Annotated in this window: 27 protein-coding genes; 12 read left to right on the top strand and 15 right to left on the bottom strand. The window is 66.7% G+C overall.

Translation table 11 applies throughout. The annotated features are described in order from the left end of the window. Nucleotides 1–76: 76 nt before the first annotated feature. Nucleotides 77–976 (bottom strand): NAD-dependent epimerase/dehydratase family protein, encoded by a 900-nt coding sequence (locus tag CEJ42_RS14605; RefSeq protein ID WP_088751562.1) that lies wholly within the window; start codon nt 974–976, stop codon nt 77–79. A gap of 116 nt (nt 977–1,092) precedes the next feature. On the opposite strand from CEJ42_RS14605, the gene CEJ42_RS14600 reads away from it, so the two are divergent. Beyond that, nucleotides 1,093–1,524 carry a hypothetical protein gene (locus CEJ42_RS14600; RefSeq protein WP_079217671.1) on the top strand — a complete coding sequence of 144 codons (432 nt, stop codon included), beginning with the start codon at nt 1,093–1,095 and terminating at the stop codon, nt 1,522–1,524. 312 nt (nt 1,525–1,836) lie between these two features. Here the strand turns inward: CEJ42_RS14600 and CEJ42_RS14595 are convergent, their stop codons facing one another. Continuing rightward, nucleotides 1,837–2,172 carry an ArsR/SmtB family transcription factor gene (locus tag CEJ42_RS14595; RefSeq protein ID WP_079217670.1) on the bottom strand — a complete coding sequence of 112 codons (336 nt, stop codon included), beginning with the start codon at nt 2,170–2,172 and terminating at the stop codon, nt 1,837–1,839. A gap of 133 nt (nt 2,173–2,305) precedes the next feature. Here CEJ42_RS14595 and CEJ42_RS14590 point away from each other — a divergent pair, with 133 nt between their 5' ends. Together CEJ42_RS14590 and CEJ42_RS25055 are read left to right on the top strand one after the other, a co-directional pair. Continuing rightward, nucleotides 2,306–3,400, top strand: coding sequence for an NADH:flavin oxidoreductase/NADH oxidase (locus tag CEJ42_RS14590; protein ID WP_088751561.1), 1,095 nt, complete (start codon nt 2,306–2,308; stop codon nt 3,398–3,400). Nucleotides 3,401–3,575: 175 nt separating this feature from the next. Continuing rightward, nucleotides 3,576–3,731 carry a hypothetical protein gene (locus CEJ42_RS25055; protein WP_165774440.1) on the top strand — a complete coding sequence of 52 codons (156 nt, stop codon included), beginning with the start codon at nt 3,576–3,578 and terminating at the stop codon, nt 3,729–3,731. Between the two features lie 399 nt (nt 3,732–4,130). On the opposite strand, the gene CEJ42_RS14585 is transcribed toward CEJ42_RS25055, so the two are convergent. Further along, the gene (locus tag CEJ42_RS14585; RefSeq protein WP_079217668.1) at nt 4,131–4,754 is read right to left on the bottom strand and encodes a glutathione S-transferase family protein; all 624 of its coding nucleotides are present in this window, start codon (nt 4,752–4,754) and stop codon (nt 4,131–4,133) included. Nucleotides 4,755–4,948: 194 nt separating this feature from the next. Here CEJ42_RS14585 and CEJ42_RS14580 point away from each other — a divergent pair, with 194 nt between their 5' ends. Then, the gene (locus tag CEJ42_RS14580) at nt 4,949–5,848 is read left to right on the top strand and encodes a DMT family transporter (protein WP_088751560.1); all 900 of its coding nucleotides are present in this window, start codon (nt 4,949–4,951) and stop codon (nt 5,846–5,848) included. 77 nt (nt 5,849–5,925) lie between these two features. Here the strand turns inward: CEJ42_RS14580 and CEJ42_RS14575 are convergent, their stop codons facing one another. The 5 genes from CEJ42_RS14575 to CEJ42_RS14555 all read right to left on the bottom strand — a co-directional run bounded on the left by CEJ42_RS14575 (nt 5,926) and on the right by CEJ42_RS14555 (nt 9,667). Beyond that, a complete protein-coding gene (locus CEJ42_RS14575; RefSeq protein ID WP_079217666.1) occupies nt 5,926–6,846 on the bottom strand; it encodes an ornithine cyclodeaminase family protein in 921 nt (306 codons plus the stop codon). 34 nt (nt 6,847–6,880) lie between these two features. Then, nucleotides 6,881–7,819, bottom strand: a complete 939-nt coding sequence (locus CEJ42_RS14570; RefSeq protein WP_079217665.1) for a LysR family transcriptional regulator — start codon at nt 7,817–7,819, stop codon at nt 6,881–6,883. Between the two features lie 281 nt (nt 7,820–8,100). Next, nucleotides 8,101–8,967 carry a cysteine hydrolase family protein gene (locus CEJ42_RS14565; protein WP_088751559.1) on the bottom strand — a complete coding sequence of 289 codons (867 nt, stop codon included), beginning with the start codon at nt 8,965–8,967 and terminating at the stop codon, nt 8,101–8,103. Nucleotides 8,968–9,087: 120 nt separating this feature from the next. After that, nucleotides 9,088–9,312 (bottom strand): hypothetical protein, encoded by a 225-nt coding sequence (locus CEJ42_RS14560; RefSeq protein ID WP_079217663.1) that lies wholly within the window; start codon nt 9,310–9,312, stop codon nt 9,088–9,090. A gap of 97 nt (nt 9,313–9,409) precedes the next feature. Further along, nucleotides 9,410–9,667 carry a DUF4148 domain-containing protein gene (locus CEJ42_RS14555; protein WP_079217662.1) on the bottom strand — a complete coding sequence of 86 codons (258 nt, stop codon included), beginning with the start codon at nt 9,665–9,667 and terminating at the stop codon, nt 9,410–9,412. Between the two features lie 560 nt (nt 9,668–10,227). On the opposite strand from CEJ42_RS14555, the gene CEJ42_RS14550 reads away from it, so the two are divergent. Then, the gene (locus CEJ42_RS14550) at nt 10,228–11,559 is read left to right on the top strand and encodes an MFS transporter (protein ID WP_088751558.1); all 1,332 of its coding nucleotides are present in this window, start codon (nt 10,228–10,230) and stop codon (nt 11,557–11,559) included. 22 nt (nt 11,560–11,581) lie between these two features. On the opposite strand, the gene CEJ42_RS14545 is transcribed toward CEJ42_RS14550, so the two are convergent. The 3 genes from CEJ42_RS14545 to CEJ42_RS14535 all read right to left on the bottom strand — a co-directional run bounded on the left by CEJ42_RS14545 (nt 11,582) and on the right by CEJ42_RS14535 (nt 12,839). Then, entirely contained in the window at nt 11,582–11,779 is a 198-nt protein-coding gene (locus CEJ42_RS14545) for a hypothetical protein (RefSeq protein WP_079217660.1), read from the bottom strand. A gap of 51 nt (nt 11,780–11,830) precedes the next feature. Then, the gene (locus CEJ42_RS14540) at nt 11,831–12,406 is read right to left on the bottom strand and encodes a low affinity iron permease family protein (RefSeq protein WP_079217659.1); all 576 of its coding nucleotides are present in this window, start codon (nt 12,404–12,406) and stop codon (nt 11,831–11,833) included. A gap of 154 nt (nt 12,407–12,560) precedes the next feature. Further along, the gene (locus CEJ42_RS14535) at nt 12,561–12,839 is read right to left on the bottom strand and encodes a hypothetical protein (RefSeq protein ID WP_243397867.1); all 279 of its coding nucleotides are present in this window, start codon (nt 12,837–12,839) and stop codon (nt 12,561–12,563) included. A 183-nt stretch (nt 12,840–13,022) separates the two neighbouring features. Here CEJ42_RS14535 and CEJ42_RS14530 point away from each other — a divergent pair, with 183 nt between their 5' ends. Further along, nucleotides 13,023–14,441: an MFS transporter gene (locus tag CEJ42_RS14530; RefSeq protein ID WP_088751556.1), complete on the top strand. Its 1,419-nt coding sequence runs from the start codon at nt 13,023–13,025 to the stop codon at nt 14,439–14,441. Between the two features lie 5 nt (nt 14,442–14,446). Here CEJ42_RS14530 and CEJ42_RS14525 read toward each other — a convergent pair whose 3' ends face one another. Further along, nucleotides 14,447–15,238, bottom strand: coding sequence for an aspartate dehydrogenase (locus tag CEJ42_RS14525; RefSeq protein WP_088751555.1), 792 nt, complete (start codon nt 15,236–15,238; stop codon nt 14,447–14,449). A 127-nt stretch (nt 15,239–15,365) separates the two neighbouring features. Here CEJ42_RS14525 and CEJ42_RS14520 point away from each other — a divergent pair, with 127 nt between their 5' ends. Continuing rightward, nucleotides 15,366–16,301 (top strand): LysR substrate-binding domain-containing protein, encoded by a 936-nt coding sequence (locus CEJ42_RS14520; RefSeq protein WP_165774439.1) that lies wholly within the window; start codon nt 15,366–15,368, stop codon nt 16,299–16,301. Between the two features lie 48 nt (nt 16,302–16,349). Here the strand turns inward: CEJ42_RS14520 and CEJ42_RS14515 are convergent, their stop codons facing one another. Together CEJ42_RS14515 and pdxR are read right to left on the bottom strand one after the other, a co-directional pair. After that, complete coding sequence (locus CEJ42_RS14515) at nt 16,350–17,612, bottom strand: nitrate regulatory protein (protein WP_079217651.1); 1,263 nt, start codon at nt 17,610–17,612, stop codon at nt 16,350–16,352. Nucleotides 17,613–17,692: 80 nt separating this feature from the next. Further along, nucleotides 17,693–19,210, bottom strand: coding sequence for a MocR-like pyridoxine biosynthesis transcription factor PdxR (pdxR, locus tag CEJ42_RS14510; protein ID WP_088751553.1), 1,518 nt, complete (start codon nt 19,208–19,210; stop codon nt 17,693–17,695). A gap of 93 nt (nt 19,211–19,303) precedes the next feature. Here pdxR and CEJ42_RS14505 point away from each other — a divergent pair, with 93 nt between their 5' ends. After that, nucleotides 19,304–21,025 (top strand): NAD(P)H dependent flavin oxidoreductase family protein, encoded by a 1,722-nt coding sequence (locus CEJ42_RS14505; protein ID WP_088751552.1) that lies wholly within the window; start codon nt 19,304–19,306, stop codon nt 21,023–21,025. 110 nt (nt 21,026–21,135) lie between these two features. Here the strand turns inward: CEJ42_RS14505 and CEJ42_RS14500 are convergent, their stop codons facing one another. Beyond that, nucleotides 21,136–21,387, bottom strand: coding sequence for a hypothetical protein (locus CEJ42_RS14500; RefSeq protein ID WP_088751551.1), 252 nt, complete (start codon nt 21,385–21,387; stop codon nt 21,136–21,138). 330 nt (nt 21,388–21,717) lie between these two features. On the opposite strand from CEJ42_RS14500, the gene CEJ42_RS14495 reads away from it, so the two are divergent. The 4 genes from CEJ42_RS14495 (at nt 21,718) to CEJ42_RS14485 (ending at nt 25,084) form a co-directional block, all read left to right on the top strand. Further along, nucleotides 21,718–22,104, top strand: coding sequence for a response regulator (locus CEJ42_RS14495; RefSeq protein ID WP_088751550.1), 387 nt, complete (start codon nt 21,718–21,720; stop codon nt 22,102–22,104). A gap of 248 nt (nt 22,105–22,352) precedes the next feature. After that, nucleotides 22,353–22,475: a hypothetical protein gene (locus tag CEJ42_RS25390; protein ID WP_269087219.1), complete on the top strand. Its 123-nt coding sequence runs from the start codon at nt 22,353–22,355 to the stop codon at nt 22,473–22,475. Nucleotides 22,476–22,763: 288 nt separating this feature from the next. Beyond that, nucleotides 22,764–23,531, top strand: a complete 768-nt coding sequence (locus CEJ42_RS14490; protein ID WP_088751549.1) for a flagellar brake protein — start codon at nt 22,764–22,766, stop codon at nt 23,529–23,531. A 437-nt stretch (nt 23,532–23,968) separates the two neighbouring features. After that, nucleotides 23,969–25,084, top strand: coding sequence for a porin (locus CEJ42_RS14485; RefSeq protein WP_079217642.1), 1,116 nt, complete (start codon nt 23,969–23,971; stop codon nt 25,082–25,084). Nucleotides 25,085–25,119 lie beyond the last annotated feature (35 nt).

Below are 25,119 nucleotides of genomic sequence, written 5' to 3'. Positions count from 1 at the left end.
CTCCAGGCGCTGCGCAATGAAGAAGGCCCGCATGCAAGCATGCGGGCCTTTTTTCATGCCAGGCCTGACGTGCCTGTCACTGCGGCAGTTTCATCTCGTTGTTGATCCACTCCACCGCCGACGCATGGCGCGGCTGCCAGCCGAGCTCGCTGCGCGCGCGCAAGGCCTTCACCCGGCTGTTCGAGCCCAGCGAATAGCGCGCCTTGTTCAGGCCCCACAGCGCGATCGCTTCCTCTTCGCTCAGGTGTTCGATGCGGTCCACGCCCATGCGGCGGGCGATGGCCTCGCCCATCTCGGCATAGGAGGACTCGCCGTTCTCGGCAAAATAGAAGCCGCTGGTGTCCGGCGCTTCCAGCACCAGCCGATACAGCGCGCAGACGTCCTCGATATGCACCGTCGCCCAGCGGTTCACGCCGCGCCCCACCAGCCGCATCACGCCGCTTTCGCGCGCCTGCGCCACCAGCGCCGGCAGCTGTACGCTGTCGGGCTGCAGGCCGGTGCCGTGGCCATAGATCAGCGTGTTGCAGATGACGATGCCGCGCATGCCCGGCGCGGACAGGATGCGCTGGTCCAGCGCGTAGCGCGCCCATTTTTCCGAGCCGACCACCAGCGGCGTGTTCTCGTCGAAGACCTGGGCATTGAGCACGTTGCCGGCGACGGCGTCGCCCACCTGGCTGGAGCCGCTGGTGTGCAGCAGTATCTTGCCGCTGCCTTGCAAGGCGCCCAGGAGCGCCTCGATGGCGGGACGATGATCGCTGCTGGCGCAGTTGATCACGGCGTCCGCGCGCGCGGCTTCGGCGGCCAGCAAGGCGCTGTCGTCCAGGGTGCCGACGACGGGCTCGATGCCGATGGCGCGCAGCGCCGCCGATTTCGCCGCATCGCGCGCCAGCCCGCGGATGGCATGGCCGGCGGCGGCCAGGTGGCGGCCGACGGAGCCGCCGATGTAGCCGGTGGCGCCGGTGATGAAGATGTTCATGGCGTCTGTGTGATTGATCTTGTGTGAAGACGCCATCGTACACAAATTCGCCGCGCCGGTTGACCGCGGGCGGGTGAAGGCCCACCATAGGCTTCATTCCCTTTCCTAGCGGCAGCATGACCCAGGTCCACGGAGCAACTTATCGCGGCAGACGCATCAGCGTCGCCTGCACCCCGAAGCGCGACGGCGACGTCGTCTGCGCCGTCAGCATCGACGGCGCCGCCTGCCCGCAGCTGCGCGGCAATCCTTTTTCTTCGCTGATGGCAGCCCAGGTGGCCGGGATCTCGTTTGGCCGCGCCATGATCGACGCCGCGCTTGACGCCGACACGAGCGAGCATCGCGGCTTCTTCATCCGCGTCTCCAGCGCCGAGCAGCGCGACGGCAGTTGGGTAGGCAGCTACCACCTGCACCGCAACGACAACCCGGTGCCGTTTCGCCGCGTGTCCTGCGAGGAGCTGCGCGGCAACACGCCGGTGGAAGTCGAGCAATACGCGGCAAGCTGCGCGTGTGCGGCACTGGATGCGGATATTGCGGCGGGCCGATTGTGATTTGCTGTGACTTGTTGTGACGCGCGAGGATGACGGCGCCCGGCCTACGTCGGGATGACAGCGAGCGGATTGAAGCTGTAAGTCTGCGCGTCACCTCACCGCCGACAAGGCCTGCCCGTCCCTCCCCACTTCTCCGTCATCCTGACGAAAGTCAGGATCCAGCGTCGTTCAGCGGCGACCGATATACCCGGAAAATCCCGCAGCCCGCCGGGCGGGCAAACGCGGGACAGCCGTCCGGACGCCAACACGCCTGCGCCGCAACAGCGCAATAGACGCCAGGAAATACCAGAGGAAGAATGAACCGGAGGCGGCTCAGGCCGCCTTTTTCTTTGTGGCCGCCACCGCGGCATCGCCCTGCGACAGGATCGCGGCCAGCAAGCCGGGGAAGCGGCCTTCGACGTCGGCGCGGCGCAAGGTGTTCATGTGCGAGGTCCCGGTGTTCTCGGTCAGCACGAGGCCGGCTTCGCGCAGCACCTTGAAGTGGTGCGAGACGGTGGACTTGGGACGGCCGCCGTCGAGCTCGCCGCAGGTCGCGCATTCGACGCGAGCGAGATGGCGCACGATGTCCAGGCGGATCGAATCGCTCAGGGCGTAGAGCACGCGCTCAAGCACCAGTTCATCGGCGGCGGGATGTTTATAGGGACGCATCTGCAGGATGATACACCTTGGGTTATACTCCTTCCATAGTTCGAATATATTCGAACTAACGAAACCAAGAATACAACACGGGGACACCAAGCGCATTTCCCAAGAACAACCCTGTCGATAGCAAAAGGCCAACATGTCCGTCCCTGCCCTGTTCCAACCGTTCAAACTCAAAGACGTCACCCTGCGCAACCGCATCGCCGTGCCGCCGATGTGCCAGTACATGGCCGTCGACAGCCGCCCCAACGACTGGCACCTGTCGCACTACGCCAGCATCGCCCGCGGCGGCGCCGGCCTGGTGATCGTGGAAGCCACCGCGGTCGCCCCGGAAGGTCGCATCACCCCGGCCTGCACCGGCATCTGGTCCGATGAGCTGGCGCAAGCCTTCGTGCCGGTGGTGCAAGCCATCAAGGACGCCGGCTCCGTGCCCGGCATCCAGATCGCCCACGCCGGCCGCAAGGCCAGCGCCAACCGCCCGTGGGAAGGCGACGACCACATCGCCGCCGGCGACGCGCGCGGCTGGGACACCATCGGCCCCTCGGCCCTGGCCTACGGCCGGGGCCTGCCCAAGGTGCCAACCGCCATGAGCCTCGACGACATCGCCCGCGTGCGCCAGAACTTCGTGGACGCGGCCATCCGCGCCCGCGACGTCGGTTTCGAATGGCTGGAGCTGCACTTCGCCCACGGCTACCTGGCGCAGAGCTTCTTCTCGGCGCATTCCAACCAGCGCGACGACATCTACGGCGGCAGCGTGGAAAACCGCGCCCGTTTCCTGCTTGAAACCCTGCGCGCGGTGCGTGAAGTGTGGCCGGAACACCTGCCGCTGACGGTGCGCTTCGGCGTCATCGAATACGACGGCCGCGACGAACAGACGCTGCTGGAGTCGATCGACCTGGTGCGCCAGTTCAAGGCGGCGGGCATGGACATGATCAGCGTCACCATGGGCTTCACGATTCCTGAAACCAGCATCCCCTGGGGCCCGGCCTTCCTCGGCCCGATCGCCGAGCGCGTGCGCCGCGAGGCTGACGTGCCGGTGTCCTCGGCCTGGGGCTTCGGCACGCCCGAGATCGCCGAGCGCGTGGTCAAGGAAGGCCAGCTGGACCTGGTGATGGTGGGCCGCGCCCACCTGGCCAATCCGCACTGGACTTACCAGGCCGCCAAGGAGCTGGGCCTGGAGCGCCCCTCCTGGACCTTGCCGGCGCCCTACGCGCACTGGCTGGAACGTTATTGATGAGTTGATGGCGGCGCCTGCAACGGGCGCCGCCAGCGTAACTTCCCGGTACGCGACGTACTCGGGAATTACCTGACCGGGAATTCCCTGAAGCGCTTTTCTGCCTTCTAGGGGATTCCACTAAAGCCATCGCCGGGGCGTTTCCCTAAGATGAAACCATCTTAAGGAGATCACCATGTTCAGCACCTTCCTGATGGCCGTCGTCCTCTTTACCCTGATCGCAGTCGCCGGCGCAGCCTACGGCGTCTACCTGTTCGCCGAGGCGAAATGGAACAAGCACCCGCTGTCGCGCTGCACCTATCGCCGCGCCGCCAGCTTCGCTTCGGCCTGACCGATTCCGCCGCGCCGCACGCAAGCGGGCGCGCAACCGACCTGGGATCTGCCGCCGACGACGGCAAACCCGACCGATGTCTCCTCTGAATCCTGTGGGATTTGGTTTTCACCCCCGGCCGAAAGTCCGGGGGTCTTTTTTTGCCCGCGCGACATGTGCGGGCAAGTACCAATAGGTACCAACTGGTGAGTACGGGCCGATACGGGCGATTCCGGACGACGCGCCGCGCTCAGTAGAACAGCAGGGAAATCAGCGGCACGCTGGCCAGCAGCAGGCAGCCGAGGAAGGCGGCGAGGAACAGCAGTTTTTTCTTTCGGGTGGCCATGGACGATCCGGCAATGAAGTGCAACAGGTTGGGCGCCAAACGCGCAAGCCCGAAGTGTACCGCTCCCTGCCGCCTCAGGCCATGCCGTTGCGTCCGAACGCGCGGAAACCCTGGCGCCGGTCGAGCAGCTCGTAATAGCGCGCCACCGCCGGCAGCGCGGGATGCTCGAAGGGCGTGCCGAACCAGCGGTTGACCGACAGCCCGACCGGGATGTCGGCCAGGCTGAAGGCGTCGCCGGCCACATAGGCGCCGGTCTGCTGCAGGCGCTGCTCCAGCACCTGCATGAAGCCGCTCCAGTTGTCGATGGACGCGGCCAGCTGCTGCGCGTCGCCGTGCGCCGGCGACTTGCGCACCAGCGCCATGAAGGCGTAGCTCCAGCAACGGTTGAGGTCGCTGGCCTGCCAGTCCATCCACTGGTCGACGCGGGCGCGCTCGCGCGGCGCGGCGGGATAGAGCGCGCCGTCGCCGTACTGCGAGGCCAGGTAGCGCAGAATGGAATTGGACTCCCACAGCACGAAGCCGTCATCGTCGATCACCGGCACCATGGCATTGGGATTCATCGCCAGGAAAGCCGGCTCGCGCGTGGAGCGAAAGCCGTTGCCCCAGTCCTCGCGCCGGTAGTCGATGCCGAGTTCGGCGCAGGCCCACAGCACCTTGCGCACATTGATGGAACTGTCCCTGCCGTAGATCGTGAGCACGCGTTTCTCCTTTTTCAACAAACGGGCTCAACATTAGCAGCCCGGCAAGCCGGGCGACATGTACAGTTCGGCATGCGCCGCCCCCGGCGCTGTTACGTCGGCGCAAGTGGCCCGGTGGAAAAGCATGCAACTGTACCGGGCAGCCCGCGGCGGCGCGCATTAGACTCGCCCTTCCGATATATCCGGCCTCACCCATGTCACCGTCGAACATCGCCAGACTCCTCCTGCTCGCCGCCATCTGGGGCACCAGCTTCATGTTGATGCGCATCGCGGCGCCCGTGTTCGGCCCCATGCTCACCACCTTCGGCCGCGCGTCGCTGGCCACCGTCGCCCTGCTGGCCTACGCGCAGTCGCGCGGCGTGCCGCTGCAATGGCGCCGCAACTGGAAGCCCTATCTGGTGATCGGCCTGGCCAACACGGCGCTGCCGTTCTCGCTGTTCGCCTGGTCGGCGCTGTACATCCCGTCCTCTTACATGGCCACCATGAACTCGCTGGCGCCGGTGTTTACCGCCGTCTTCGGCTTCCTGCTGCTGGGCGAACGGCTGACGCCGGTGCGCCTGGGCGCCTTCGTGCTGGGCCTGTTCGGCGTGGCGGTGCTGGTCGGCGTGGGCCCGGTGCCGGCCGAGGCGGCGGTGATCTTCGGCGTGCTGGCGGCCATGGGCGCTGCGGTCAGCTACGGCTTCGCCGCCACCTATACGCGCATGCGCGGCGGCGGCGTGGCGCCCATCGCGATGGCGGCCGGCAGCCAGTTCGCCGCGGCGCTGTGCCTGATCCCCTTCGCCGCGCCGGGCGTGCCGCACGCGCTCGCGTCGGGCACCTGGCAGGCGCTGCTGGCGGTGCTGGTGCTGGGCGTGGTGTGCACCGGCATCGCTTACGCCCTGTTCTTCCAGCTGATCTCCTCCGAAGGCGCCACCAAGGCCATCACGGTCACCTTCCTGGTGCCGATGACGGCGTCGCTGTGGGCCTGGCTGCTGCTGGATGAACCGGTCACCGCCGGCACCGTGGCCGGCATCGCCATCGTGCTGACGGCCACGGCTATCGCCTTGCGCGCCAAACCGGCGGCGCCGCGCGCAACGGAGAAGGCCCCGGCCTGAGCATTGTCCCGCACCAATGAAAAACGCCGCACGGCTTCGCAGCCGGCGGCGTTTTTGTTTTCAGGCGAGCGTTGTCTTTACCAGCCGAACTTTGCGCAAGCCTTGCGGTAGGCCAACCCGGCCAGCGCCACGTCTTCCAGGCCGATGCCGATGGCCTTGTAGATGACGATGTCGTCGTCCTTGCGCTGGTAGGGCATGCTGCCGTCCACCGCCTGCGCCAGTTCCATCACCCGGGCCCAGTCGAAGGTGCCGGGCGCGCATTGCACCAGGTCGCCGGCTTCCTGCTGGGCCTGCGGCTTCCACTCGACGAACAGTGCGGCGGCGCGCGCGATTGCCGCGTCATCCAGTTCACGCACGTTGGCCTTGGAAGCGCCCACCGCCGCCACGAAGGCGCCCGCCTTCAGCAGCTTGCCGTCGAACAGCGGCGTGGTGGCGCGGGTCACGGTCACCAGCACGTCGGCCTGGGCCGCGGCTTCGTCGACGCTGACCACGCGCGCCGGCACGCCGTACTGGCGCGTGATGTCGTCGGCCAGTTCCTGCTGGCCGGACAGGCCGGCCACCAGCACTTCCCTGAACTTGCGCACCTGCAGCAGCGCCGGCGCATGCGAGCGCGCCTGCACGCCGGTGCCGATGATGGCCAGCACTTCGGCATCGCGGCGCGCCAGCGCATCGCAGGCCACGGCGGTGGCGGCGGCGGTGCGCAGGCCGGTCATGGTGTCGCCCTCGATGGTGCAAAGCGGCGCGCCGGTCTCGGTGGAGAACAGCTGGATGACGAACTTGAACTGGCCCTTGATGGTGGTGTAGACCTTGGCGCCGGCAATGCCCGCCGAGGGAATCACCGCGCCCATCATCGACAGCATCACGCCGTTGGATGCGCTGGTGCGCACGCGGCCCTGGTGCGCGCCTTCAGCGGCGCCGGCGAAGGCTTCGCGCATGGAGGCGATGGCGTCTTCGGTGGTGAGCAATTCGCTGATCTGCTGGTTGCTGAGGAATTTCATGTGCGGCTCCTTGGATGTCAGTATGGTCACGCCCCTATTGCGGGCCGTGTTCGGATTTGAGGTAATTCCAGATGCGGTCGATCTCCGGCGAGGCGCCGTCGAGCCGGCGGTAGACGCGGATATCCATCTCGTCGCACCACAGCCCTTGCTCCAGCGCCTCGCTGTCGTTGGGCGCGACGGCCAGCGTCAGCTTGCCCTCGGCGATCTCGCGCGCCACCGCGCTGGCCGGCAGCCAGGCGATGCCGTGGCCTTCGACGGCCATGCACTTCAGGCCTTCGGCCAGGTCGGTCTCGAAGCGGCGGAACAGGTGCACGCGACGCGGGCTGGAATGCAAGGCCTTCTCCACGATGCGCGACAGCGACGAATACGGCGAATAGCTGAGGAAAGGCTGGGGATCGTTGGGCGTGCCCGGCAGCACGTACTTGGGCAGGCCGCCCGGCAACGTCTTCACGTAAGGCCGCAGCGGCTCCTTGCCCAGCGAGAGCACGTCATAGCGCTCGGTATCGAGCGCGATGCCCTGCTGGCGATGGTCGTAGCAGATCAGCAGGTCGCAGTTGCGCTCCACCAGCGACATCACCGCATCGTGCACGTTGCCGGCCATGACGGTGGTGGCGATGGCGCCGACGCCCTTTTCGATCTCGGAGAGCAGCCTGGGAAAGAGCGTGAGCAGCAAGGTGTGCGGCATCGCGAAGCGCACCGCCGACTGCGCGCCGGCCAGCTGGCCGCGCAGCACCAGCCGCGCCTGCATGGACTGGTTCAACATCTCCTTGGCGATCGGCACGAAGGACTCGCCGGCCGGGGTCAGCGTACAGGGATAGGAGGAGCGGTCGAACAGCTCGGCGCCCAGCCAGGTTTCCAGCGACTTGATGCGGCGCCCGAAGGCCGGCTGCGTGACGTTGCGCAGCTTGGCCGAGCGGCTGAAGTTCAGCGTCTCGACCACCGAGAGGAAGTCCTCAACCCATTTGATTTCCATTGTTGCCTGCCTTTTGGCGTACGCGCGCCCTGCGACGCGCGGGATGTCGATCGTCCGGTGCGCCATGCTGCGCGACCGGCCCAAGCCTTCCCCTGGCCCGGCAGCAACTATACCGAAACGGCACCGCCCGCGTCCCATGCCATTTTGGCATGGTCCGCATCGGACAAGGCCTGGCGGCCAACATTAACAAGAAAGCAAGCATGCCCCGACAGCCGCTGCGGCAACTGCCCAAGCAGCACCGCCGGCGCCGGCGTCGCGCACCGCCGGCGCCGGCGTCGCGCTCAGCCGGCGTTGGCGCGCAACTCCTCCAGCACCTGCGCCGAAGCCGCCAGCCGCAGCCCGGTCGCTTGCATCGCCGCCAGGAAGTCGCGGTGCTGCTGCTCGAAGCCGGCGACCGGACTCATGCAGTCGGTCACCAGCACCAGCCGCGCGCGAGCGGCGGCGTCGAGGTTCTGGGCGATGTGTTCGGTGGTGGCGCGCACGCAGTGGCTGCCGGCCTCGCCGGTGATGTAGACGGCGTCGGCGCGCGCCAGTGCCTGGATGAAGGGCAGGTTGAGCTGGGTGTCGGGATCGCCGGCGTCGGGCACTTCGGCCTGCACCGCCGAATAATGCTCGGTCCACGGGTTGCTGCCCTTGCGCAGCTTGGCGACCACGCCCAGCGTGCGCTCTTCCCAGCGGTTGTAGGCGGCGCGCACGTCGGCGTGCACGTCGCCGCCCCAGCTGCCGATCTCGCAATGCACCGGCCACACCATCAGGCGATAGCGCTCGCCGGTTTCCAGCGCGTCGAGGTAGTCCAGCGCACGGGCCAGCGCCTGCGGATCGCGCGGCAAAAATTCACCGGCGCGCACCTGGCCAGCCTCGATCTGCGTAAACGGCGTCACCGCCGCGCCGTCGCCGCGACGCCAGAAGGTCGGGTGGGCGATGTCCAGGCGATGGTGCGAATCCAGCGTGATGCTGATGTCCGACAGGCCGGCGCCGCCTTGGTCGATCAGTTGCGCCACGCGCAGCATGTCAGCATGCGCGCCGGCCACGGGCAAGGCCGGCGCATGCGGGCGGCCCTGTGCGGGGTCGACGGGAAGATGGGATGCGGGCAGGTCGCAGAAATCGTTCTGCGGATCGATGACGAGCAGATGGAGCTGGCGTTTCATGGCGTGCGTTCCGGAAAGGGACAGGCGTTGCGGGAAAGCCCAAGTCTAGCGCCAAAAAGACGAAGCCCGGTGCGGACGACTCCGCACCGGGCGCTCTTGCAGACTGCAGGAAAGAAGAACCTACGCGCAGCAGTTGCCGCCGATATGGTCGTCGCGCGTCTTGCGCGAGGCGTCACGGCGGCGGCGTACGCGTTGCGAAACGCGGTACAGCGCACGCTGGGTCAGCATCATGCTGAGCGTACCCATGCTGAACTCAGCCGCGATCAGCAAGGCCACCAGGGCGGCGAATTGCATGTAGATCCGCGGATAGACGGACAGGCTACGCGAGAACAGGTGGTGCAGCATGATGGGTTCCTCTTTCTTTTTCTACTTGCTTGCTACGCATGACGAAGGGCGAATACGCCGGCACGGTTCAACCGCCCGCATCCGCCCTGCCGGCCAATCAGGCGCCGGCGTAAGTCGATGCCACGGTGCCGGCGGTTTGCAGGCCGCTGTTGGCCGGAGCCGAGGTGATCACCGGGTAGACCGAGTCGACCTGGTTGGCCACGCCTTGTTGCTGGGCCTTGGCCAGTTCAGCCTTGACGGCGGCGCGGGAGGTGTGCGAAACGAAAGGCTTCTCGACCGGATACGGTGCTTCGGCAAATGCCAGGGAAGAAGCGGACAGGGCCAGGGCGGCGGCGACGATATACTTTGCAGACATGATTTTCTCCTTTGGGTGTTCAGTCAGTGTTCACGGTTGAATTCGGGTACATGTTTCGGTTGTGTGAGATGACATGTGCCTCTCTCTCAGAACCGCATCGTTTCTTGCGTTGCGATGTCGTTCATCGATGACTGCAGTGTAGGGACCCGCCCTCTGGAGAAAAACACGTGAAACGAGAATTGAGTGTTCTGGAAACTGGAACAATCGCCCGGGGCTATCGCGACGATAGAAATAAAGCTATCGGGAAATAATATGGATATTTCCCGCAAACCCGCGCCCACCAAGCTCGTCGGCGGAGTTGGCCATTGTTGCACCGGGAGACTTCCGTTGGCAGACTGTTTTCCGGCTTATTTCTAGTTATCAGAAACCGAAATAACGCAGCCCGCGCGGCAGTCGCGCAAGATCCGGGCGACGCTGCGGACAACTCCCTCCCGCCATGGAAATGTCAGCCCGGCGGCCGAAAATGGCATGGAAAATGCTTCGGAAAAAGGCGCCGCGCCAGCTCAAATCCCGGCCGGGATATTGCCGCGCGGCCACCACCACTACAAGGGAGAGAGCCCATGTCCGCCGCCGACACCGCATCGCCGCTGCCCGCCTCCGCCGTCCTGGACGAACACGACGCCACCTTCCGCCGGGTAGTCTGGCGTATCGTGCCCTGCGTCACGCTGATCTGGTTCCTGGCTTGGATCGACCGGGTCAACGTCGGCTTCGCCAAGCTGACCATGATGAGCGACCTGCAATGGTCGGACGCCATCTACGGCGCCGGCGCGGGCATCTTCTTCATCGGCTACTTCCTGTTCGAAGTGCCCAGCAACATGCTGCTGCAAAAGATAGGCGCGCGTAAAACCATCACGCGCATCACCATCGGCTGGGGCATCATCTGCGTGGCCATGGCCTGGGTGCAGACGCCGGGGCAGTTCTACTTCCTGCGCTTCCTGATGGGCGCCTTCGAGGCCGGGCTGCAGCCGGGCGTGATCCTCTACCTCACCTACTGGCTGCCGGCGCACCGGCGCGGCAAGGCGCTGGGCGTGTTCGTCTCGGCCTCGGCGATCTCGCTGGTGGTGGGCAGCCCGCTGGCGGCCTACATCATGGAGCTCTCGCAGGGCGCCTTCGGCATGAAGGGCTGGCAATGGCTGTTCATCGTCGAGGGCATTCCCTCGGTGCTGATGGGCATCGCGGCCTTCTTCATCCTGACCGACCTGCCCGCCAAGGCCAAGTGGCTGAGCGAGCGCGAGAAGCAGCACATCGCCGCCGAGATGGCCGACGAAGACCGCAAGCTGGGCCCGCGCGAGCACAGCTTCTTCGCCTCGCTCAGGAGCGGCCGGATCTGGGTGCTGATCGCGGTGTTCTTCTGCATCATCGCCGGCAACGCCACGCTGGTCTATTACGGTCCCAGCCTGGTCAAGGAAGTAGGCTTCACCGACATCAAGACCCTGGGCTGGATCATGGGCGGCATCTATGCCTGCGGCTGGGGCGGGATGGTGTTGAACGGCTGGCTTTCCGACCGGCGCCAGGAGGCGCGCATGCACACCGCCGTGGCCGCGGCCATCGGCGCGGTCGGCCTGCTGCTGGCAGCGTATTTCGTCGGGGAGAAGAACGCGGCGGGCGTGATCGCCTCGCTGGCGCTGTCGTCGGCCGGAACCATGGGCGCCATACCGATCTTCTGGCAGCTGCCGGGACAATACCTGTCCGGCAGCGCCATCGCCATCGGCCTGGCGGTGATCAATTCGGTGGCCAACCTGTCGGGCTACTTCTCGCCGCAGCTGCTGGGTTACCTGAAGACCAATACCGGTCGCTACACCCAGGGCCTGACCGGCATCGCGCTGGTCGAGCTGCTGGGCACGCTGCTGATCCTGGGCTTCATCGGCAAGCAGGGCGCGAAGCCGAACTAAGCCCGCGTGGGGCGCAATCGCGTCAGTCGCGGGTGCGCTTCAGGTTTTCCTGCTCCAGCATCTGCTCGGCGTCGGTCAAGCCGCCCGGCCGCAGGCCGGTGCGGCCCTTGCCGCGGGAGTCGCCCAGCTTGTCGTCCCGGATGCCGGGTTCGGGCGCATGGCGGTCGTCGGGATGGTCGTCGAGCGCGGCGTCTGAATGGATTTGCGTCTGGTGTTTCATGATGGCCTCCTTGAGTGTCCGGCGACGGGATGCCGCCGGTCGTTCAGGTCCTCAGGTCCATTGCCGCTGGCTGGCGCGCAGCGGGCGTGAATATTCCTCGAACTGGATTTCCTTGCGGCGCGGCTGCGCGGCCGGCGTGCGTTGCTGCGGCTGGGCGTCGTCGACCTTGCCGCCCTGCTGCCCGCCCTTGCCGCCGTGGCGCTCATGGCCGCCGTCGCGGCGGCCGCGCCCCAGGGTCTTGCGCAGCCGCTGGCGCACCGGGTCGTCCGGATGCTCGCCCATGCGGGCGAATTCCTGTTTGAGGCGCGACAGTTCCTCGTCGGAGAGGTCCTCCACATCCAGCATGTCCTTGCGGGTTCCCTTCATGGCGCGGATCAGCTCGTCGAGCTTGAGCTGGGTCGCCTCGGCGTCGCGGTTCTGGGCGTTCTGGATCAGGAACACCATCAGGAAGGTGATGATGGTGGTGCCGGTATTGATGAGCAATTGCCAGGTGTCGGAGTAGCCGAACATCGGACCGGTGACGGCCCACACCACGATCACCGACAGCGCAGCCACGAAGGTCCACGAGGCGCCGACTGCCTGGGCGCAGGCGATGGAAAAACGATGGAAGAGGTCTGAAGTCTTCATGGCGGGCGATGCTGTCTCCGATGTCGTGGCGGCGCCGGGCCCGGAGGCAATGCGCCGATGATGGAGCGAGTATCGCTGCCGTGAGGCGACGGCAACAGCGGACAACACCTCGGCCGTGTGTAGGAATGCAGGCCGCACGGCCCGCGGTGAATCGTCAGGCGACGTTCTTGTAGGGACTGGGGCGGCCGCTCTCGTCGGCCATGATCTGCATCTCTTCCAGGCGGCTTCTCAGTTCTTCCCATTGCGGCTGGGAAACCGTATCGGCGCGCACCGGCTCCCTGTAGCGCGCACGCGCCAGCACTTCCTCGGCCTCGCGCTCCACCCGCTCCTGCCAGCGCCGTTCGAGCATGAAAAACACCGTCACCGCCACGACCAGGCATGCCAGACACAGGCCCAGCACCACGTAGATCGAATACTGCATGACTGTTTGCATCCACTCCATTTCGCGCCGGCTCCCGCACCTCAAAAATTCAATGGGCGCATGGTATCGCCCGGCCCCGGATGATGGCATCGGGAAATGACTGAGTGAGCATTTGCACAACATGCCGTCCGGCAACGCGGGAACCGCGCGCGCCTGCCGCGGGTCTGGACTGGGTAGCTCGACCAAGGAGACCCGATGCAAGCAGCCAGCGACATCCCATCCCGCCTCGACCGCCTGCCATGGTCGCGCTGGCACTGGCGCGTGGTCGTCGCGCTGGGCGTGGCCTGGGTGCTGGACGGCCTGGAGGTGACGCTGGTCGGCTCCATCGGCGGCGTGCTGGAACGCCCCGACACGCTGCACCTGGATGCCGCCCAGGTCGGCTGGACCGGTTCGCTCTATATCGCCGGCGCGGTGCTGGGCGCGCTGCTGTTCGGCCGCCTGACCGACAGGCTGGGCCGCAAGCGGCTGTTCATGATCACGCTGGCGGTGTACATGGCCGCCACGCTGGCCACCGCGTTTTCCACCGACTTCCTGTTCCTGGCGCTATGCCGCTTCGTCACCGGCCTGGGCATAGGCGGCGAGTACGCCGCCATCAATTCGGCCATCGACGAGCTGATCCCGGCGCGCGTGCGCGGCCGCGTGAACCTCATCATCAACGCCAGCTTCTGGATCGGCGCGGCGCTGGGCGCCGGCCTCTCGCTGGTGATCCTCGACGAGCGCGTGCTGGGGCCGGCGGTCGGCTGGCGCGTCTGCTTCCTGCTGGGCGCGGTGCTGGCGGTGGCCATCATCCTGGTGCGCCGGCATGTTCCGGAAAGCCCGCGCTGGCTGCTCATGCATGGCCATCACGAACGCGCGTATCGGGTGGTGGCGGCGATCGAAGCCGAGGTCGCCGCCGAACGCGGTCCGCTGCCGCCGCCCGCGGCCCGCGACGACGCCCGCCGCGCCGGCAGCGGCATGCTGGGCTACCGTGAAATGGCGACGGTGCTGCTGCATCACTACCGCGCGCGCAGCCTGATGGTGACGCTGATGATGGTGGCCCAGGCCTTCGTCTACAACGCCATCTTCTTCACCTACTCGCTGGTGCTCACGCGCTTCTTCCAGGTGCCGGACAACCGCGTGGCGCTCTACATCTTCCCCTTCGCGCTGGGCAACGTGCTGGGCCCGATCCTGCTGGGCCACCTGTTCGACAGCGTCGGCCGGCGCCGCATGATCGCCGCCACCTACCTTCTCTCCGGCGTCGGCCTGGCCGCCACCGCCTGGGCCTTCAACGCCGGCCTGCTCAGCGCGCTGACGCTGGCGCTGTGCTGGAGCGCCACCTTCTTCGTCGCATCGGCGGCGGCCAGCTCGGCCTATCTCACGGCCAGCGAGGTGTTCCCGCTGCAGATGCGCGCGATGGCCATCTCCATCTTCTACGCGGTGGGCACCGGCACCGGCGGCTTCATCGCACCGGTGCTGTTCGGCTGGCTCATCGCCAGCGGCGACCGCCACGCGGTGGCCGCCGGCTACGCGCTCGGGGCCGCGCTGGCGATGCTGGCGGGAGTGTGCGCCTTGCGGTTTGCGGTGGACGCCGAGGGCAAGGGGCTGGAAGAGGTCGCCGAGCTGGAATCGCGCTAGGCGCCTCACGCTCCCGGCAGCCCCAGGCGGCGCAGCAGGGCAAGCACGGACTGCGCCGCCAGCGACGACGTCGCGGGATTGCCGGAAGCCGTCGCCTCGATGGAAAAGCGCATCGCGCCGCTGTCCGACTCCACCTCGATGGCGTGGCAGTTGCCGCGCGCGTGCGGATCGGCCCACAGTTCGACCTCGGTGCGCTGTGCGCCGATGCCGGCCAGCGACAGCGCGGCGGCGACATTCAGGTTGGCCGGGAAATGCCTGGCCGCCTGCGCTGCATAACCGCGAAACACCAGGGTCGGCTCGCGCACCTCACGCAGATCGATGCCGCGTTGCTCCAGCCAGGGTATGGCCCGCAACGCGATGGGAGGCTTGCGCGAGATCAGCCTGGCGCTGCGGATCTCGCCTTCGGCCATCGCCGCCACCGCGTCCAGCCCGCCGATGGCGCCACTGGGAACGTGGATACGCCCGCGATGGCGGCTTGCCAGCAGGCCCAGTTCAGGTGAGCTCAGCAGCGCCCCGCAGCTCAGCACCACCAGATGCTTTCCCGCATCCAGCACCGGCGCGGCGATCTCGGCCAGCACGCCGGCGCCGCCGCATTCGACGACGATGTCGGCATGCGCGGCGATACGCGGCAACGGCACCAGTGGCGGCCGGTGAAGCAGCGTATCCAGCCTGGCGCGGGCGGCATCCTGGTCGCGCGCCGACACCGCGCCCAAGCGTATGCCGTCCATGCCCCGGTCGATGCCTCTGGCAACGGCGTGACCGATGGCGCCCAGGCCGGCGATGGCGACTATCTTCATGGGGAACTCCCAAATGTGGATGGCGCTATCTTAGACAGCGGCATGCATTGCCGGCAAATGATTAGAATATGCCGACGCATACCTTAAAGTCATGCGTCACCACACATCCCCCAGGACACTGCCGACCATGCACAAGCTCCCGCCCCTGACCGCCCTGCGCGCCTTCGAGGCGACCGCGCGCCTGCTCTCCTTCACCGCGGCCGCCGATGAACTGCACGTCACCCAGAGCGCCGTCAGCCGGCAGGTGCGCATCCTGGAGGAATTTCTTCAGCACAAACTGTTCAAGCGCCTGACCCGTCGCATCGAGCTCACCGCGCAAGGTGCGGCGTATTACGAGGAAATCCGGCAGGCTTTCGAGAAGATCGCCGGCGCGGGAAGCCGCCTGGGAAAACGCAGGAAATCCGCCGCCCTGACGATCGCCGTGCTGCCCGGGGTGGCCGCCCTGTGGCTCATGCCCAGGCTGGATGCGTTCTGGCGCGCGCATCGGCATGTCGATGTGCGCATCGTGGTCGCCACCGGGGCCGCCGACTTCCGCCGTTCACAGGTGGACATGGCGATCCAGGTCGGCGTCCTGCCCGGCGCACGCGCCAGGGGGCTGCCGATGACCCGCCGGATGGCGGTGGATTGGCATGGTCTGCGCGCGGACGCGCTCTTCCCCGATGCGCTGGTGGCGTTGTGCCATCCGCGCCTGCTGCGCCGGCAGCCGGTCGACAAGGTGGCCGATCTTGCCCGCCATTGCCTGATCCACACTTCGATACGTCCCGACGCGTGGCAAGACTGGCTGGGCGCGCACGGCGCCAAGCTGGCGCCCGCGCAGCAGACGCTGGAATGCAGCCAGTACGCGGTCTCGCTGCAGGCGGCCATGAACGGCGATGGCATCGCGCTGGCGCCCAAGGTACTGGCCGACAGCTTCGACCCGCAGCAACGGCTGCGCCGGCTGTTCGACGGCGCCACGCCCAGCGCCGGCCAGTACTATCTGCTCACGCCCGCCAGCCGTTATGAAGAGCCCCATGTGCGGGTGTTCAGGGAGTGGCTGCTGGCGCAGGCCGCGGGGCTGGACTAAAGTCCACGCCAGACTGAGCGACAGGTTATGCCCAGCCTCGCGCTTCCCTTACCTGGCGTCGGGAAGAATCTCCGTCAGCGACAGGATGGTTTGGGCCACTTCCGCGATGCGCCGGTTCTGGTTCATCGCATGCTGGCGCAGCAGCCGGTAGGCGCTTTCTTCGTTGAGGCCCTGGCGGATCATCAGGATGCCCTTGGCGCGCTCGATCAGCTTTCTCTCTTCCAGGCTCTCGCGCACCGTCGCCAGTTCCTGCGTCAGGTTCTGCAGTCGCTCGGACTGGTTGCGCAGGATGTCGACGATGGCTTGCGTGAGATGCGGGCCGACGCTGCCGTCCAGCGGCCCCGACGCCATCTCGCCGGGACCGAGACTGGACGAGAATGCGGCCAGCGGCGCCAGCGAATCGATGCCGGCGCCATGCGCGAACAACTGCTCGTGGTCGCCCAGCTCGCGCTGCAGTTCGCCGATCTTCTGGCGGCATTGCGCCTGCACGTAGTCGGCCAGGTGGATCTCCACCTGGTGCAGGCCGTCCATGCGGGTCGAGCAGCAGCCGTACCAGGCGTCGGCCAGGCTGTCGTCGAGCGCGCGTTCGTGCGCGGTCAGCAGCTTGCGGCGCATGCGCTCGAGCTCGGCCAGCGGCAGGCTGGCCTGCATGGCGGTCCACTCCGCGCGGAAGGATTCGGCGAAGGATTCGAAACGCCGGAACGCCTGCTCCTGCATGTCGATGTGGTATTCGATGGTCTGCGCCTGCTCCTGCGTGATCCGTCCGGCGGCAAAGGCGGCGGCGCCGGCGGCCCGCTCGCGCCCGGCGAACTCCTTGCCCTGCATCAGGTGGAACAGTGCGATCAGCAGGCGCGAGATTTCCGGATCGACCGCCACGTCGGCGGCCTCGAACACCAGGGCCAGCAGCGAGCCGACCAGGGTCTTGAAGCGGTCGGAGTTCGCCGCCGGCGAACACGCCAGGGCGGAGATGTCGACCCGCATCTGCGGCAGCCCGTCCAGCGCATGCAAGGCGAAGGCGATGCGGGTGTAGAGGCGGGCGCCGTTGCTCAGGGCATCGGCATGCTCGTTGGACTGCAGCCACTCCTCGAACTCGAGGCGGGCGGCGTCGCTGGCGGCCACGCGTTCCGGCCACAGCGCGGCGTAGCGCTCGCCGTGCGACGCCAGGTAGATATTGGAGATCCCGCGCTCCTGCTGCAGGCAGTGCACCAGCTTGCCCACCGTCAGCACCAGCTTGCAGGTGCGCGCCAGCCGTTCCAGCTCGTCGACCTCGCATCGGCGGGCGGCTACAAGGTAACTGAGGACGTTGCTCATCGTTTTCCGGCCGCTGCGCGGCCCCATGTTTGATCTGTCAATGTTGGCAAGCAAGACTCATGCAAGCCCGTTGCAGCACATTATCTCAGGCTGCTCTTCCAGGCCCGTTGCAGCCGCGCGACGGCGCGCACCAGTTCGTCCGGCGCCATCGACGCAAACCCGAGGCGCAGGCCGTTCACCGGCTCGCTGACCGGAGAGAACTGGCTGCCGCTGCGCACGAACAAACCCTCCTGCAAGGCATGCCGCGCCATGGCGTCGACATCGGTCTGCGGGTCGAACGTCACCCACAGCGCCAGCCCGCCTTGCGGGGCGCGCGTGGCGATGTGCTCGCCGAAACCGGCGTGCAGGCAGTCGAGCAGCACCTCCTGGCGCGCGCGGTAATGCTTGCTGCTGCGCCGCACGTGCCGGCGCAGCTCGCCGTTGCCGATCAGGTCGGCCATCATCTTCTGCATGACGACGTCGCCGTGGGTCGACAGCAGGAACTGGTGCTGCTCCAGCGCCTGGATCAGGTTCTCCGGCGCCACGATGAAGCCGCAGCGAAAGCTCGGCCCCAACAGCTTGGACAGCGAGCCGACGTAGATCACGTTGCGCTGGCGCGCGTCGCTGGCCAGCGGCGGATAGGGACGGCCGCTGAAATGGTATTCGTGGTCGTAGTCCTCCTCGATGATGGAGAACGCATGCTGCGCGGCCAGCGCCAGCAGTTTCTCGCGCCGGTCGGCGCGCAGGCTGACGGTGCTGGGAAACTGGTGGTGCGGCGTCAGGTAGATGCAGCGCACGGGCCGGCGCCGGCAGATCTCTTCGACCTGACTGACCCGGCAACCGTCGGCGTCGATATCGACCACCTCGATGCGCGCGCCCAGCGCGCGGAAGATGGCCCAGGCCGGCGGATAGCTGAGCCGCTCCACCAGCACCACGTCGCCCGGCCGTATCAGGGCGCTGGCCACCAGGTGCAGCGCCATCTGCGTGCCTTGCGTCAGGCAGATGCAGGACGGCGACACCGCCAGCGCGCGCGTGGCGCCGAGCATCTCGGCCAGCGCCGTGCGCAGCTGCCGCGCCGCCTCCGGATTGCCGTAGCGAACGCGCCCCGAGCGCAGGCTGTCGCGCATCGCGTTGCGATAGTGGCGGTGCAGGACCGCTTGCGGCAGCAGGCGATGATCGGGCGAGCCGTTGTCGAAGTACATCATGCCGTCGCCGCGGGGACGGCCGTCGGCGGGCTGCGCAAGATGGTCGAAATAGGACGGCAGCGAGGCCGGCAGGAACGCCGGCGCGAAAGCGCGCGACCCCGGCTGCGCGCCGGCGGACTGCGTGCGCGTGGCAGCGGCCGCGCCGGCGTCGAAGGCGGCGCTGACGAAGGTGCCGCGGCGCTGCTCGCTGACCAGCCAGCCTTTGATGACGGCCTCTTCATAGGCCACGATGACGGTCTTGCGGTTCACACCCAGCATGCCGGCCATCTCGCGCGTGCCGGGCAGGGGCGCTCCCGGCTGCAGCCGGCCGTCCTTGATGGCGCGCGCCAGCCCGGCCAGGATGTCGCGATAGGAGGCGTTGCCCGATGCGCCGTCGAGCTCGAGCAGGATGCGCCAGTTTCTCATCTGGACCATGTGAACTTATCAAAACTGGAGGTTTATACGGTCCTATTCTAACGCCACAATCCTGCATCGACCGGAAGGTTTTGCGTGCAACAGGAGAGCAGGATGCAACAGAAATACGTCATCGAACTGGAGGATGCCGGCCGGCGTTTCGACGCCGGCGGCGAGCTGCTGCTGGATGCGGCGCTGGCGCATGGCGTGGCCGTGCCGTTCTCCTGCCGCCGCGGCGAATGCGGCTGCTGCAAGGTGCGCGTGCTGGAGGGCCGGCACGAGGCCGAAACCTACGGCGGCCTGGGCAAGCCCTACGGCCTGGCCGACGACGAGATGCTGCTGTGCCGCAGCCGCGCCTGCAGCGACATGCGCATCGAGATCCCCGACTGGTCGTTCGACGCGCCGGCCTTGCGCTTCGAAGCCGCCGTGCTGGAAAAAACACCGCTGGCCGCCGACATCGTGCGCCTGGTCCTGCAGCCGCAGGCGCCGGCTACGCCCGAGGTGCGCGCGGGCCAGTACATGAAGTTCTACCTGGACGACGGCAGCAGCCGCTGCTTCTCGGTCGCCAACTTGCCGGCGGCCGACGATGGCCGGCTTGAATTCCACATCCGCCGCGTGGCGGGAGGAAAATTCTCGCAGCAGACGCTGGACGCCCTGCGGCCCGGCGACAGGCTCAGCCTCGAAGGCGGGTTCGGCGCCTGCACCTGGCAGGACGGCGACCACGCGGAGCTGGTGTTCTTCGCCACCGGCACCGGCTATGCCGGCATCAAGCCCATCCTCCTGGCCGCGCTGGCGCAGCGGGACACCCGCTTGTCGCTGTACTGGGGCGGCAAGGACGCCGGCGATTTCTACGACAGCACCTTCCTCGATGCGCTTGCCGCCGCCGACAAGCGCTTCCGCTGGCGCGGCGTGACGGCCGCCGTCGGCCTGGTGCAGCAGGCGGCGGACGAACAGGCGCACGACTGGCGCGGCGCCCGCGTCTATGCCTGCGGCAATCCGGCCATGCTCGATGCGGTGCGCGCATGCTGCGCGCAATGGGGCGTGGCGCGGCACGACTTCATCGCCGAGGCCTTCGTTCCCTCCGGTGCAAGTTCGGCGCCGCTGGCGCGGGCCAGTTTCGACCCGGTGTTCGAGCGGGTCGGACCGCGCTATTCGCTGGACGGCATGCTGGCCGCGCGCGAGAAGTCGATACGCGCGGTGGCGCAGATCGCCGGCAAGCTGCGCATCGGCATGTCCACCGCGCAGGCGCTGGAGATGGCTGAGCTCCACCTGCGCGAGATGGGCGCCTCGCACACCTGGCATCCGACCTACATCCGCTTCGGCGACGACACGGTGCGCACGCCGCGCCAGGGCGTGCAAAGCAGCCGCACGCTGCAGGCCAGCGACATCGTGGTGGTCGATATCGGCCCGGTGTGGGATGGCTACGAGGGAGACTTCGGCGACACCTTCGTCTTCGGCCTCGAGCGCATGCACCTGGCTTGTGCCCAGGCCGCGCGCGATGTCTTCAGCGCCGCCAAGGAGGCGTGGAAAACCGGCCTGACCGGCCGCGCGTTGTACGACCACGCGCAGGCCGAAGCGCTGCGCGGCGGCTGGATGCTGGAGCGCAACCTGGCCGGCCACCGCGTCTCGGATTTCCCGCATGCGCTGTTCGGCCCGGCCAAGCTGGCCGAGATGGACATCGTCCCCGCCGATGCGGTGTGGGTGCTGGAGATCCAGCTGCGCCACCCGGTCTATCCGGTGGGCGCGTTCTACGAAGACATCCTGATCGGCTTGCCGGGAGATGCGCTTGCCTCCGGTGCAGCAGTACCTTCACACAGTGTGCTCGCTGCCCAATGAGGTGTCCCCGGCGGCGGGGTATGTTTCAATTGATTCTGCACGTGGGAACACGCCTGACCGGAAAGATGTTCTCCTGCGAACAGTAGCCTTCACGCTCCGGCGAGTGAAAATCATGGCGCTGCCGTCATCGCGTCCAGCGCCGACTTGACCCGCGACCTCACCGTCGAGATGATCGCGTCGCGGATGAAGATGTCCGATTTGGGCCGCAGCTCCAGCTCGCCGCTCATCGCCTCGACCTCGCGGCTGCCGCCGCTTATCGTGGCGGCCCAGCGGATGGAAGGGCCGATCTGATAGGAAATCTCAAGATAGAAAATGTCGCTGGGCGCCTCCAGGCGCCGGTACGATCCTCTTAGCGTGGGCATGGCTCCTCCGATTTGAATGATGATAGGGAATGCGTATGGAGCCGCTTTCCCGGGCATTGCGGCCCGGGGAGAACCTCCGCATCTCGAAATCGAAGAAAGGAAATGACAGGAATCAGACAGGCATTGCCGGCGCGGCAATGAAGGCAGGACGAGCCAAAGGCTTCCAAGGACTGGGAAGATCGCGGTTCACTATACACCCCGGCGCGACATTCACCTATTCGGGGCCTTTTCAGGGGGGCGTCGCTCATCGGCGACATATTTGCGAATCTTTGCCGCGCAGGCTTGTCCAATCCGGCAGTGCTCCTTCGGAACACGCAATGATTGGATGTAATGGAAAAATATCTGCGGGAAGCCATTACCGTTCTGGTAGTGGAGGACAACGCCGACGCCAGGGAGATCTTCGCCTACGCTCTTTCTTCCAGCGGCTATCAGATCGTCGAGGCCAGCAACGGCAAGGATGCGCTCCACAAGCTCGGCCTGCATCCGGTGGACATCATCGTGACCGATTTGCGCATGCCGGTGATGGATGGACTGCACATGGCCGCGGCCATCAGGGACACCGACCATCTCGCCCACATCCCGCTCATCGCCCTGACCGCGACGCCCCTCGTCAACAAGGCCGACATGCTGCCGCAGTTCGCGGCGCTGCTGACCAAACCCTGTTCCATCGATGAACTGGTCGGCACGGTGGACAGGATCGTGATCCGTTACCTCTGAAGGCCGCGCGGCGCGCGCCAGTCGATCCTCCCCCCGCCGCCCAGCTATAATGGCGGCCGTACGAGCCTGATCCGGGACGTTCACGCCGCGGGGTGCGATGCAGCGATGCATGATTGACAAGCCCATCCGCGCGCGGCGACGCCACGCATCAGGACGCACGCAAGCTCTGCCCCGCAGGAATGAACATGGCCGCGCACGACGCGGCTTTTACAGTGCAAGAGCCGGCATGGTGCCGGTATTGGAGAAACATGAACAACCGCCTGAAGAAAAGACTGATCTACCGTCGCCACCGCATCGGCCTGCTGATCGCCGCCATCGAATCGCTGCTCGATCTGGAGCAGGCCGCCCTGGAAGCCAAGAACGCTGGCTGAAGGCGCGACACCGCAGATCAGGAAACCGGCCTCAAGGCCGGTTTTTTTATGTGGGGCCGGACGACGCCGCGTCGGCCCCCTCCCGTGCGCGCTCCAAATAATGCGCCACGGATGAGCTTACCCGCCCGAAACCCGCTGCGCAGGCGGAAAAAGCCCATTCCGTGATTGCCGCATGGAAATTCGAGTGCTATTCTTATGGCCTCGCTTCACCCGCCCTTTTCCTTTCCCGCAGTGCCCGGCCGCCAAACGACCTGATTCTTTGTTCAACAGAAATAAGGGGTCTAGCAAATGAACAATACCGAGCCCGATCTGGAAGACGCCAGATACCAGGTTTCCTCCAAGCGGGAAATCATCGCCCTGCTGAGCACGATGATGAAGGAGAACCTCGAACTCTCCATCCTCATCAAGGACATGCAGGACAGCATCGCCACCTCGATCCTGCGCATGGAAGAGGACGTGATGTTCGTCAAGGCCGCGCCCAATGCCGACCTGAACAAGGCCATCGTGGAAAGCAGCGACGTCGTCTTCGCCGCCAACCCGCGCAACGCGCTGATCAAGTTTTCCGCCAAGCAGGTTCACCACACCAAGGTCGACGAGCAGTTCCTGGCGCTGAAGGTGGACATCCCCGAGCAGCTGGTGCGCATCCAGCGGCGCGAGTTCTTCCGCATCCCGGTGCCGGCCAGCTCCTCGCTGCGCTGCAAGATCCGCTTCACCAACGCCGAAGGCCAGTTCAACCTGGTCTGGGCCGCCATCGCCAACATCAGCGCCGGCGGCGTGGGCATCAGCGACCGCAGCGCGTCGATCCCGCTGCAGCTCAACGCCGTCTATGACGACTGCCACCTGGAGCTGGGCGTGGCGGTGACCGTCCCGGTCAGGCTGAAGGTGCGCTCGATCAAGAAGGAAGAACAGCCCGGCCTGCAGACCATCCATCACTTCGGCTGCGAATTCGTCGAGACGCCGCGCGCCGTGCTGGCCTCCATCCAGAAATTCATCCTGCAGCTGGAGCGCGAACAGAACGCCCAGAAGATCAAGGTCAAGGACGGCGCTTCCGGATAGCCTCGTCCGGCGTCCTGCTTCAGCTTCGCCCGTCCCCTCCTCCGCCTGTCCTTGGCAACACGCCTTTCCGGACCGCCCGCGCGCGGCGCCTGAAACCCGGACCCCGCCCCGCCCGCACGACCAGCCACCGACCTGCCGCGCCCAAACCCGCGCTGTCGAACCTGCGGCCGCCGCCATTGCAATGCCGTTACCGGGCAACAAGACGCCACACCGTCAAGCAGGCTGTTGCAAACTTGCATTGCTGTGGACAACCACAATACGCCGCCGCCGCAGCTCTTCCTATAATCCGCCGCACGTCCCGCAACCACCACAACAACAAATCGCGGCGCATGACTGCCCCGTTGGCGAGACACAATCCCGGCAACGCGCAAGGCCCGCACATCGCATGCGCCGCAGGACGTACGAGACCATTCATTCAAACAACCAATGAGAACACCATGAAGAAATCAGCACTGGCCATCTCCACACTCGCACTGGCCTGCGCCAACGTCTACGCCCAGAGCAGCGTCACCGTCTACGGCCTGATCGACGCCGGAGTCACCTACAACAGCAAGGTCGGCGCCGCCAACGGCAGCCGCTTCAGCGTCGACTCCGGCGACCAGGCCGCCTCGCGCATCGGCTTCAAGGGCAGTGAAGACCTGGGCGGCGGCCTGTCCGCCATCTTCAACCTCGAAAACGGTTTCGCCGCGGACACCGGCGGCATGTCCACCGCCAACACCCTGTTCGATCGCAAATCCGTGGTCGGCCTGTCCGGCGGCTTCGGCACCGTGACCCTCGGTCGCCAGACCGACTACCTGGAAGACCTCGGCACCAAGTACGGCTCGGTCTCCACCGTCGGCAGCAACGCCATCAAGGGCGCGCACTTCGGCAACCTGGACCGCACCGCCGGCGGCGCGCGCACCGACAACTCGATCCGCTACGACAGCAACAACCTGTCCGGCTTCACCGGCAGCCTGTTCTACGGCTTCGGCGAAATCGCCGGCAACAACTCGGCCGGCCAGTCCTTCGGCGTCGCCGGCAACTACGCCAACGGCCCCTTCGGCATCGGCGCCGGCTACTACCAGAACAAGCTGTCGGCCGCGTCGACCACCGGCCAGGCCGGCGACACCAGCCTGAAGACCTTCAGCATCGGCGCCAGCTACCAGGCCGGCCCGGTCAAGCTGTACGGCATGTGGTCGCAGATCAAGCAGCCCCGCGCGGCCGCCGTCGCCGCCACCGGCCTGACCAACATCACCAACGCCACCAAGGCCAATGTCTTCGACCTCGGCGCCGACTACCTGGTCACGCCCAACCTGCACTTGGTGGGCGCGGTGATCTACGATCGCGCCGACATCAAGCGCGCCACCACCGGCGCCACCACCGGCTCGACCACGCAGCTCAACGTCGGCGTGGACTACTACCTCTCCAAGCGCACCGACGTGTACGCCATGTACAGCAACCTGCGCGCCAAGGATGTGGTCAACCCGGGCGTGGTCAACGCGGCCTACTCGGCCTCGCCCAGCGACGACTCGACCCAGAACGTGCTGCGCCTGGGCCTGCGTCATCGCTTCTGAGCGGGATGATGTGATCCGGTCTTCCGCTCTGGGAG

The organism is Herbaspirillum robiniae (genome assembly GCF_002213415.1).
In the GTDB taxonomy this organism is placed as follows: domain Bacteria; phylum Pseudomonadota; class Gammaproteobacteria; order Burkholderiales; family Burkholderiaceae_D; genus Herbaspirillum; species Herbaspirillum robiniae.
The sequence above is the reverse complement of the archived record's forward strand: the minus strand, read 5'-3'. Positions and strand labels throughout refer to the sequence as shown.

What these genes read in the sequence shown, in the direction of transcription:
- CEJ42_RS14550 (WP_088751558.1), top strand. Translation starts at nt 10,228, where the DNA reads ATGTCCGCCGCCGACACCGCATCGCCGCTGCCCGCCTCCGCCGTCCTG.
- CEJ42_RS14540 (WP_079217659.1), bottom strand. Translation starts at nt 12,406, where the DNA reads ATGAAGACTTCAGACCTCTTCCATCGTTTTTCCATCGCCTGCGCCCAG.
- CEJ42_RS14580 (WP_088751560.1), top strand. Translation starts at nt 4,949, where the DNA reads ATGTCACCGTCGAACATCGCCAGACTCCTCCTGCTCGCCGCCATCTGG.
- CEJ42_RS14515 (WP_079217651.1), bottom strand. Translation starts at nt 17,612, where the DNA reads ATGAGCAACGTCCTCAGTTACCTTGTAGCCGCCCGCCGATGCGAGGTC.
- CEJ42_RS14605 (WP_088751562.1), bottom strand. Translation starts at nt 976, where the DNA reads ATGAACATCTTCATCACCGGCGCCACCGGCTACATCGGCGGCTCCGTC.
- CEJ42_RS14600 (WP_079217671.1), top strand. Translation starts at nt 1,093, where the DNA reads ATGACCCAGGTCCACGGAGCAACTTATCGCGGCAGACGCATCAGCGTC.
- pdxR (WP_088751553.1), bottom strand. Translation starts at nt 19,210, where the DNA reads ATGGTCCAGATGAGAAACTGGCGCATCCTGCTCGAGCTCGACGGCGCA.
- CEJ42_RS14530 (WP_088751556.1), top strand. Translation starts at nt 13,023, where the DNA reads ATGCAAGCAGCCAGCGACATCCCATCCCGCCTCGACCGCCTGCCATGG.
- CEJ42_RS14570 (WP_079217665.1), bottom strand. Translation starts at nt 7,819, where the DNA reads ATGGAAATCAAATGGGTTGAGGACTTCCTCTCGGTGGTCGAGACGCTG.
- CEJ42_RS14595 (WP_079217670.1), bottom strand. Translation starts at nt 2,172, where the DNA reads ATGCGTCCCTATAAACATCCCGCCGCCGATGAACTGGTGCTTGAGCGC.
- CEJ42_RS14545 (WP_079217660.1), bottom strand. Translation starts at nt 11,779, where the DNA reads ATGAAACACCAGACGCAAATCCATTCAGACGCCGCGCTCGACGACCAT.
- CEJ42_RS14555 (WP_079217662.1), bottom strand. Translation starts at nt 9,667, where the DNA reads ATGTCTGCAAAGTATATCGTCGCCGCCGCCCTGGCCCTGTCCGCTTCT.
- CEJ42_RS14485 (WP_079217642.1), top strand. Translation starts at nt 23,969, where the DNA reads ATGAAGAAATCAGCACTGGCCATCTCCACACTCGCACTGGCCTGCGCC.
- CEJ42_RS14495 (WP_088751550.1), top strand. Translation starts at nt 21,718, where the DNA reads ATGGAAAAATATCTGCGGGAAGCCATTACCGTTCTGGTAGTGGAGGAC.
- CEJ42_RS14490 (WP_088751549.1), top strand. Translation starts at nt 22,764, where the DNA reads ATGAACAATACCGAGCCCGATCTGGAAGACGCCAGATACCAGGTTTCC.
- CEJ42_RS14565 (WP_088751559.1), bottom strand. Translation starts at nt 8,967, where the DNA reads ATGAAACGCCAGCTCCATCTGCTCGTCATCGATCCGCAGAACGATTTC.
- CEJ42_RS14560 (WP_079217663.1), bottom strand. Translation starts at nt 9,312, where the DNA reads ATGCTGCACCACCTGTTCTCGCGTAGCCTGTCCGTCTATCCGCGGATC.
- CEJ42_RS14500 (WP_088751551.1), bottom strand. Translation starts at nt 21,387, where the DNA reads ATGCCCACGCTAAGAGGATCGTACCGGCGCCTGGAGGCGCCCAGCGAC.
- CEJ42_RS14590 (WP_088751561.1), top strand. Translation starts at nt 2,306, where the DNA reads ATGTCCGTCCCTGCCCTGTTCCAACCGTTCAAACTCAAAGACGTCACC.
- CEJ42_RS14575 (WP_079217666.1), bottom strand. Translation starts at nt 6,846, where the DNA reads ATGAAATTCCTCAGCAACCAGCAGATCAGCGAATTGCTCACCACCGAA.
- CEJ42_RS14535 (WP_243397867.1), bottom strand. Translation starts at nt 12,839, where the DNA reads ATGCAAACAGTCATGCAGTATTCGATCTACGTGGTGCTGGGCCTGTGT.
- CEJ42_RS25390 (WP_269087219.1), top strand. Translation starts at nt 22,353, where the DNA reads ATGAACAACCGCCTGAAGAAAAGACTGATCTACCGTCGCCACCGCATC.
- CEJ42_RS14525 (WP_088751555.1), bottom strand. Translation starts at nt 15,238, where the DNA reads ATGAAGATAGTCGCCATCGCCGGCCTGGGCGCCATCGGTCACGCCGTT.
- CEJ42_RS14520 (WP_165774439.1), top strand. Translation starts at nt 15,366, where the DNA reads ATGCACAAGCTCCCGCCCCTGACCGCCCTGCGCGCCTTCGAGGCGACC.
- CEJ42_RS14505 (WP_088751552.1), top strand. Translation starts at nt 19,304, where the DNA reads ATGCAACAGAAATACGTCATCGAACTGGAGGATGCCGGCCGGCGTTTC.
- CEJ42_RS25055 (WP_165774440.1), top strand. Translation starts at nt 3,576, where the DNA reads ATGTTCAGCACCTTCCTGATGGCCGTCGTCCTCTTTACCCTGATCGCA.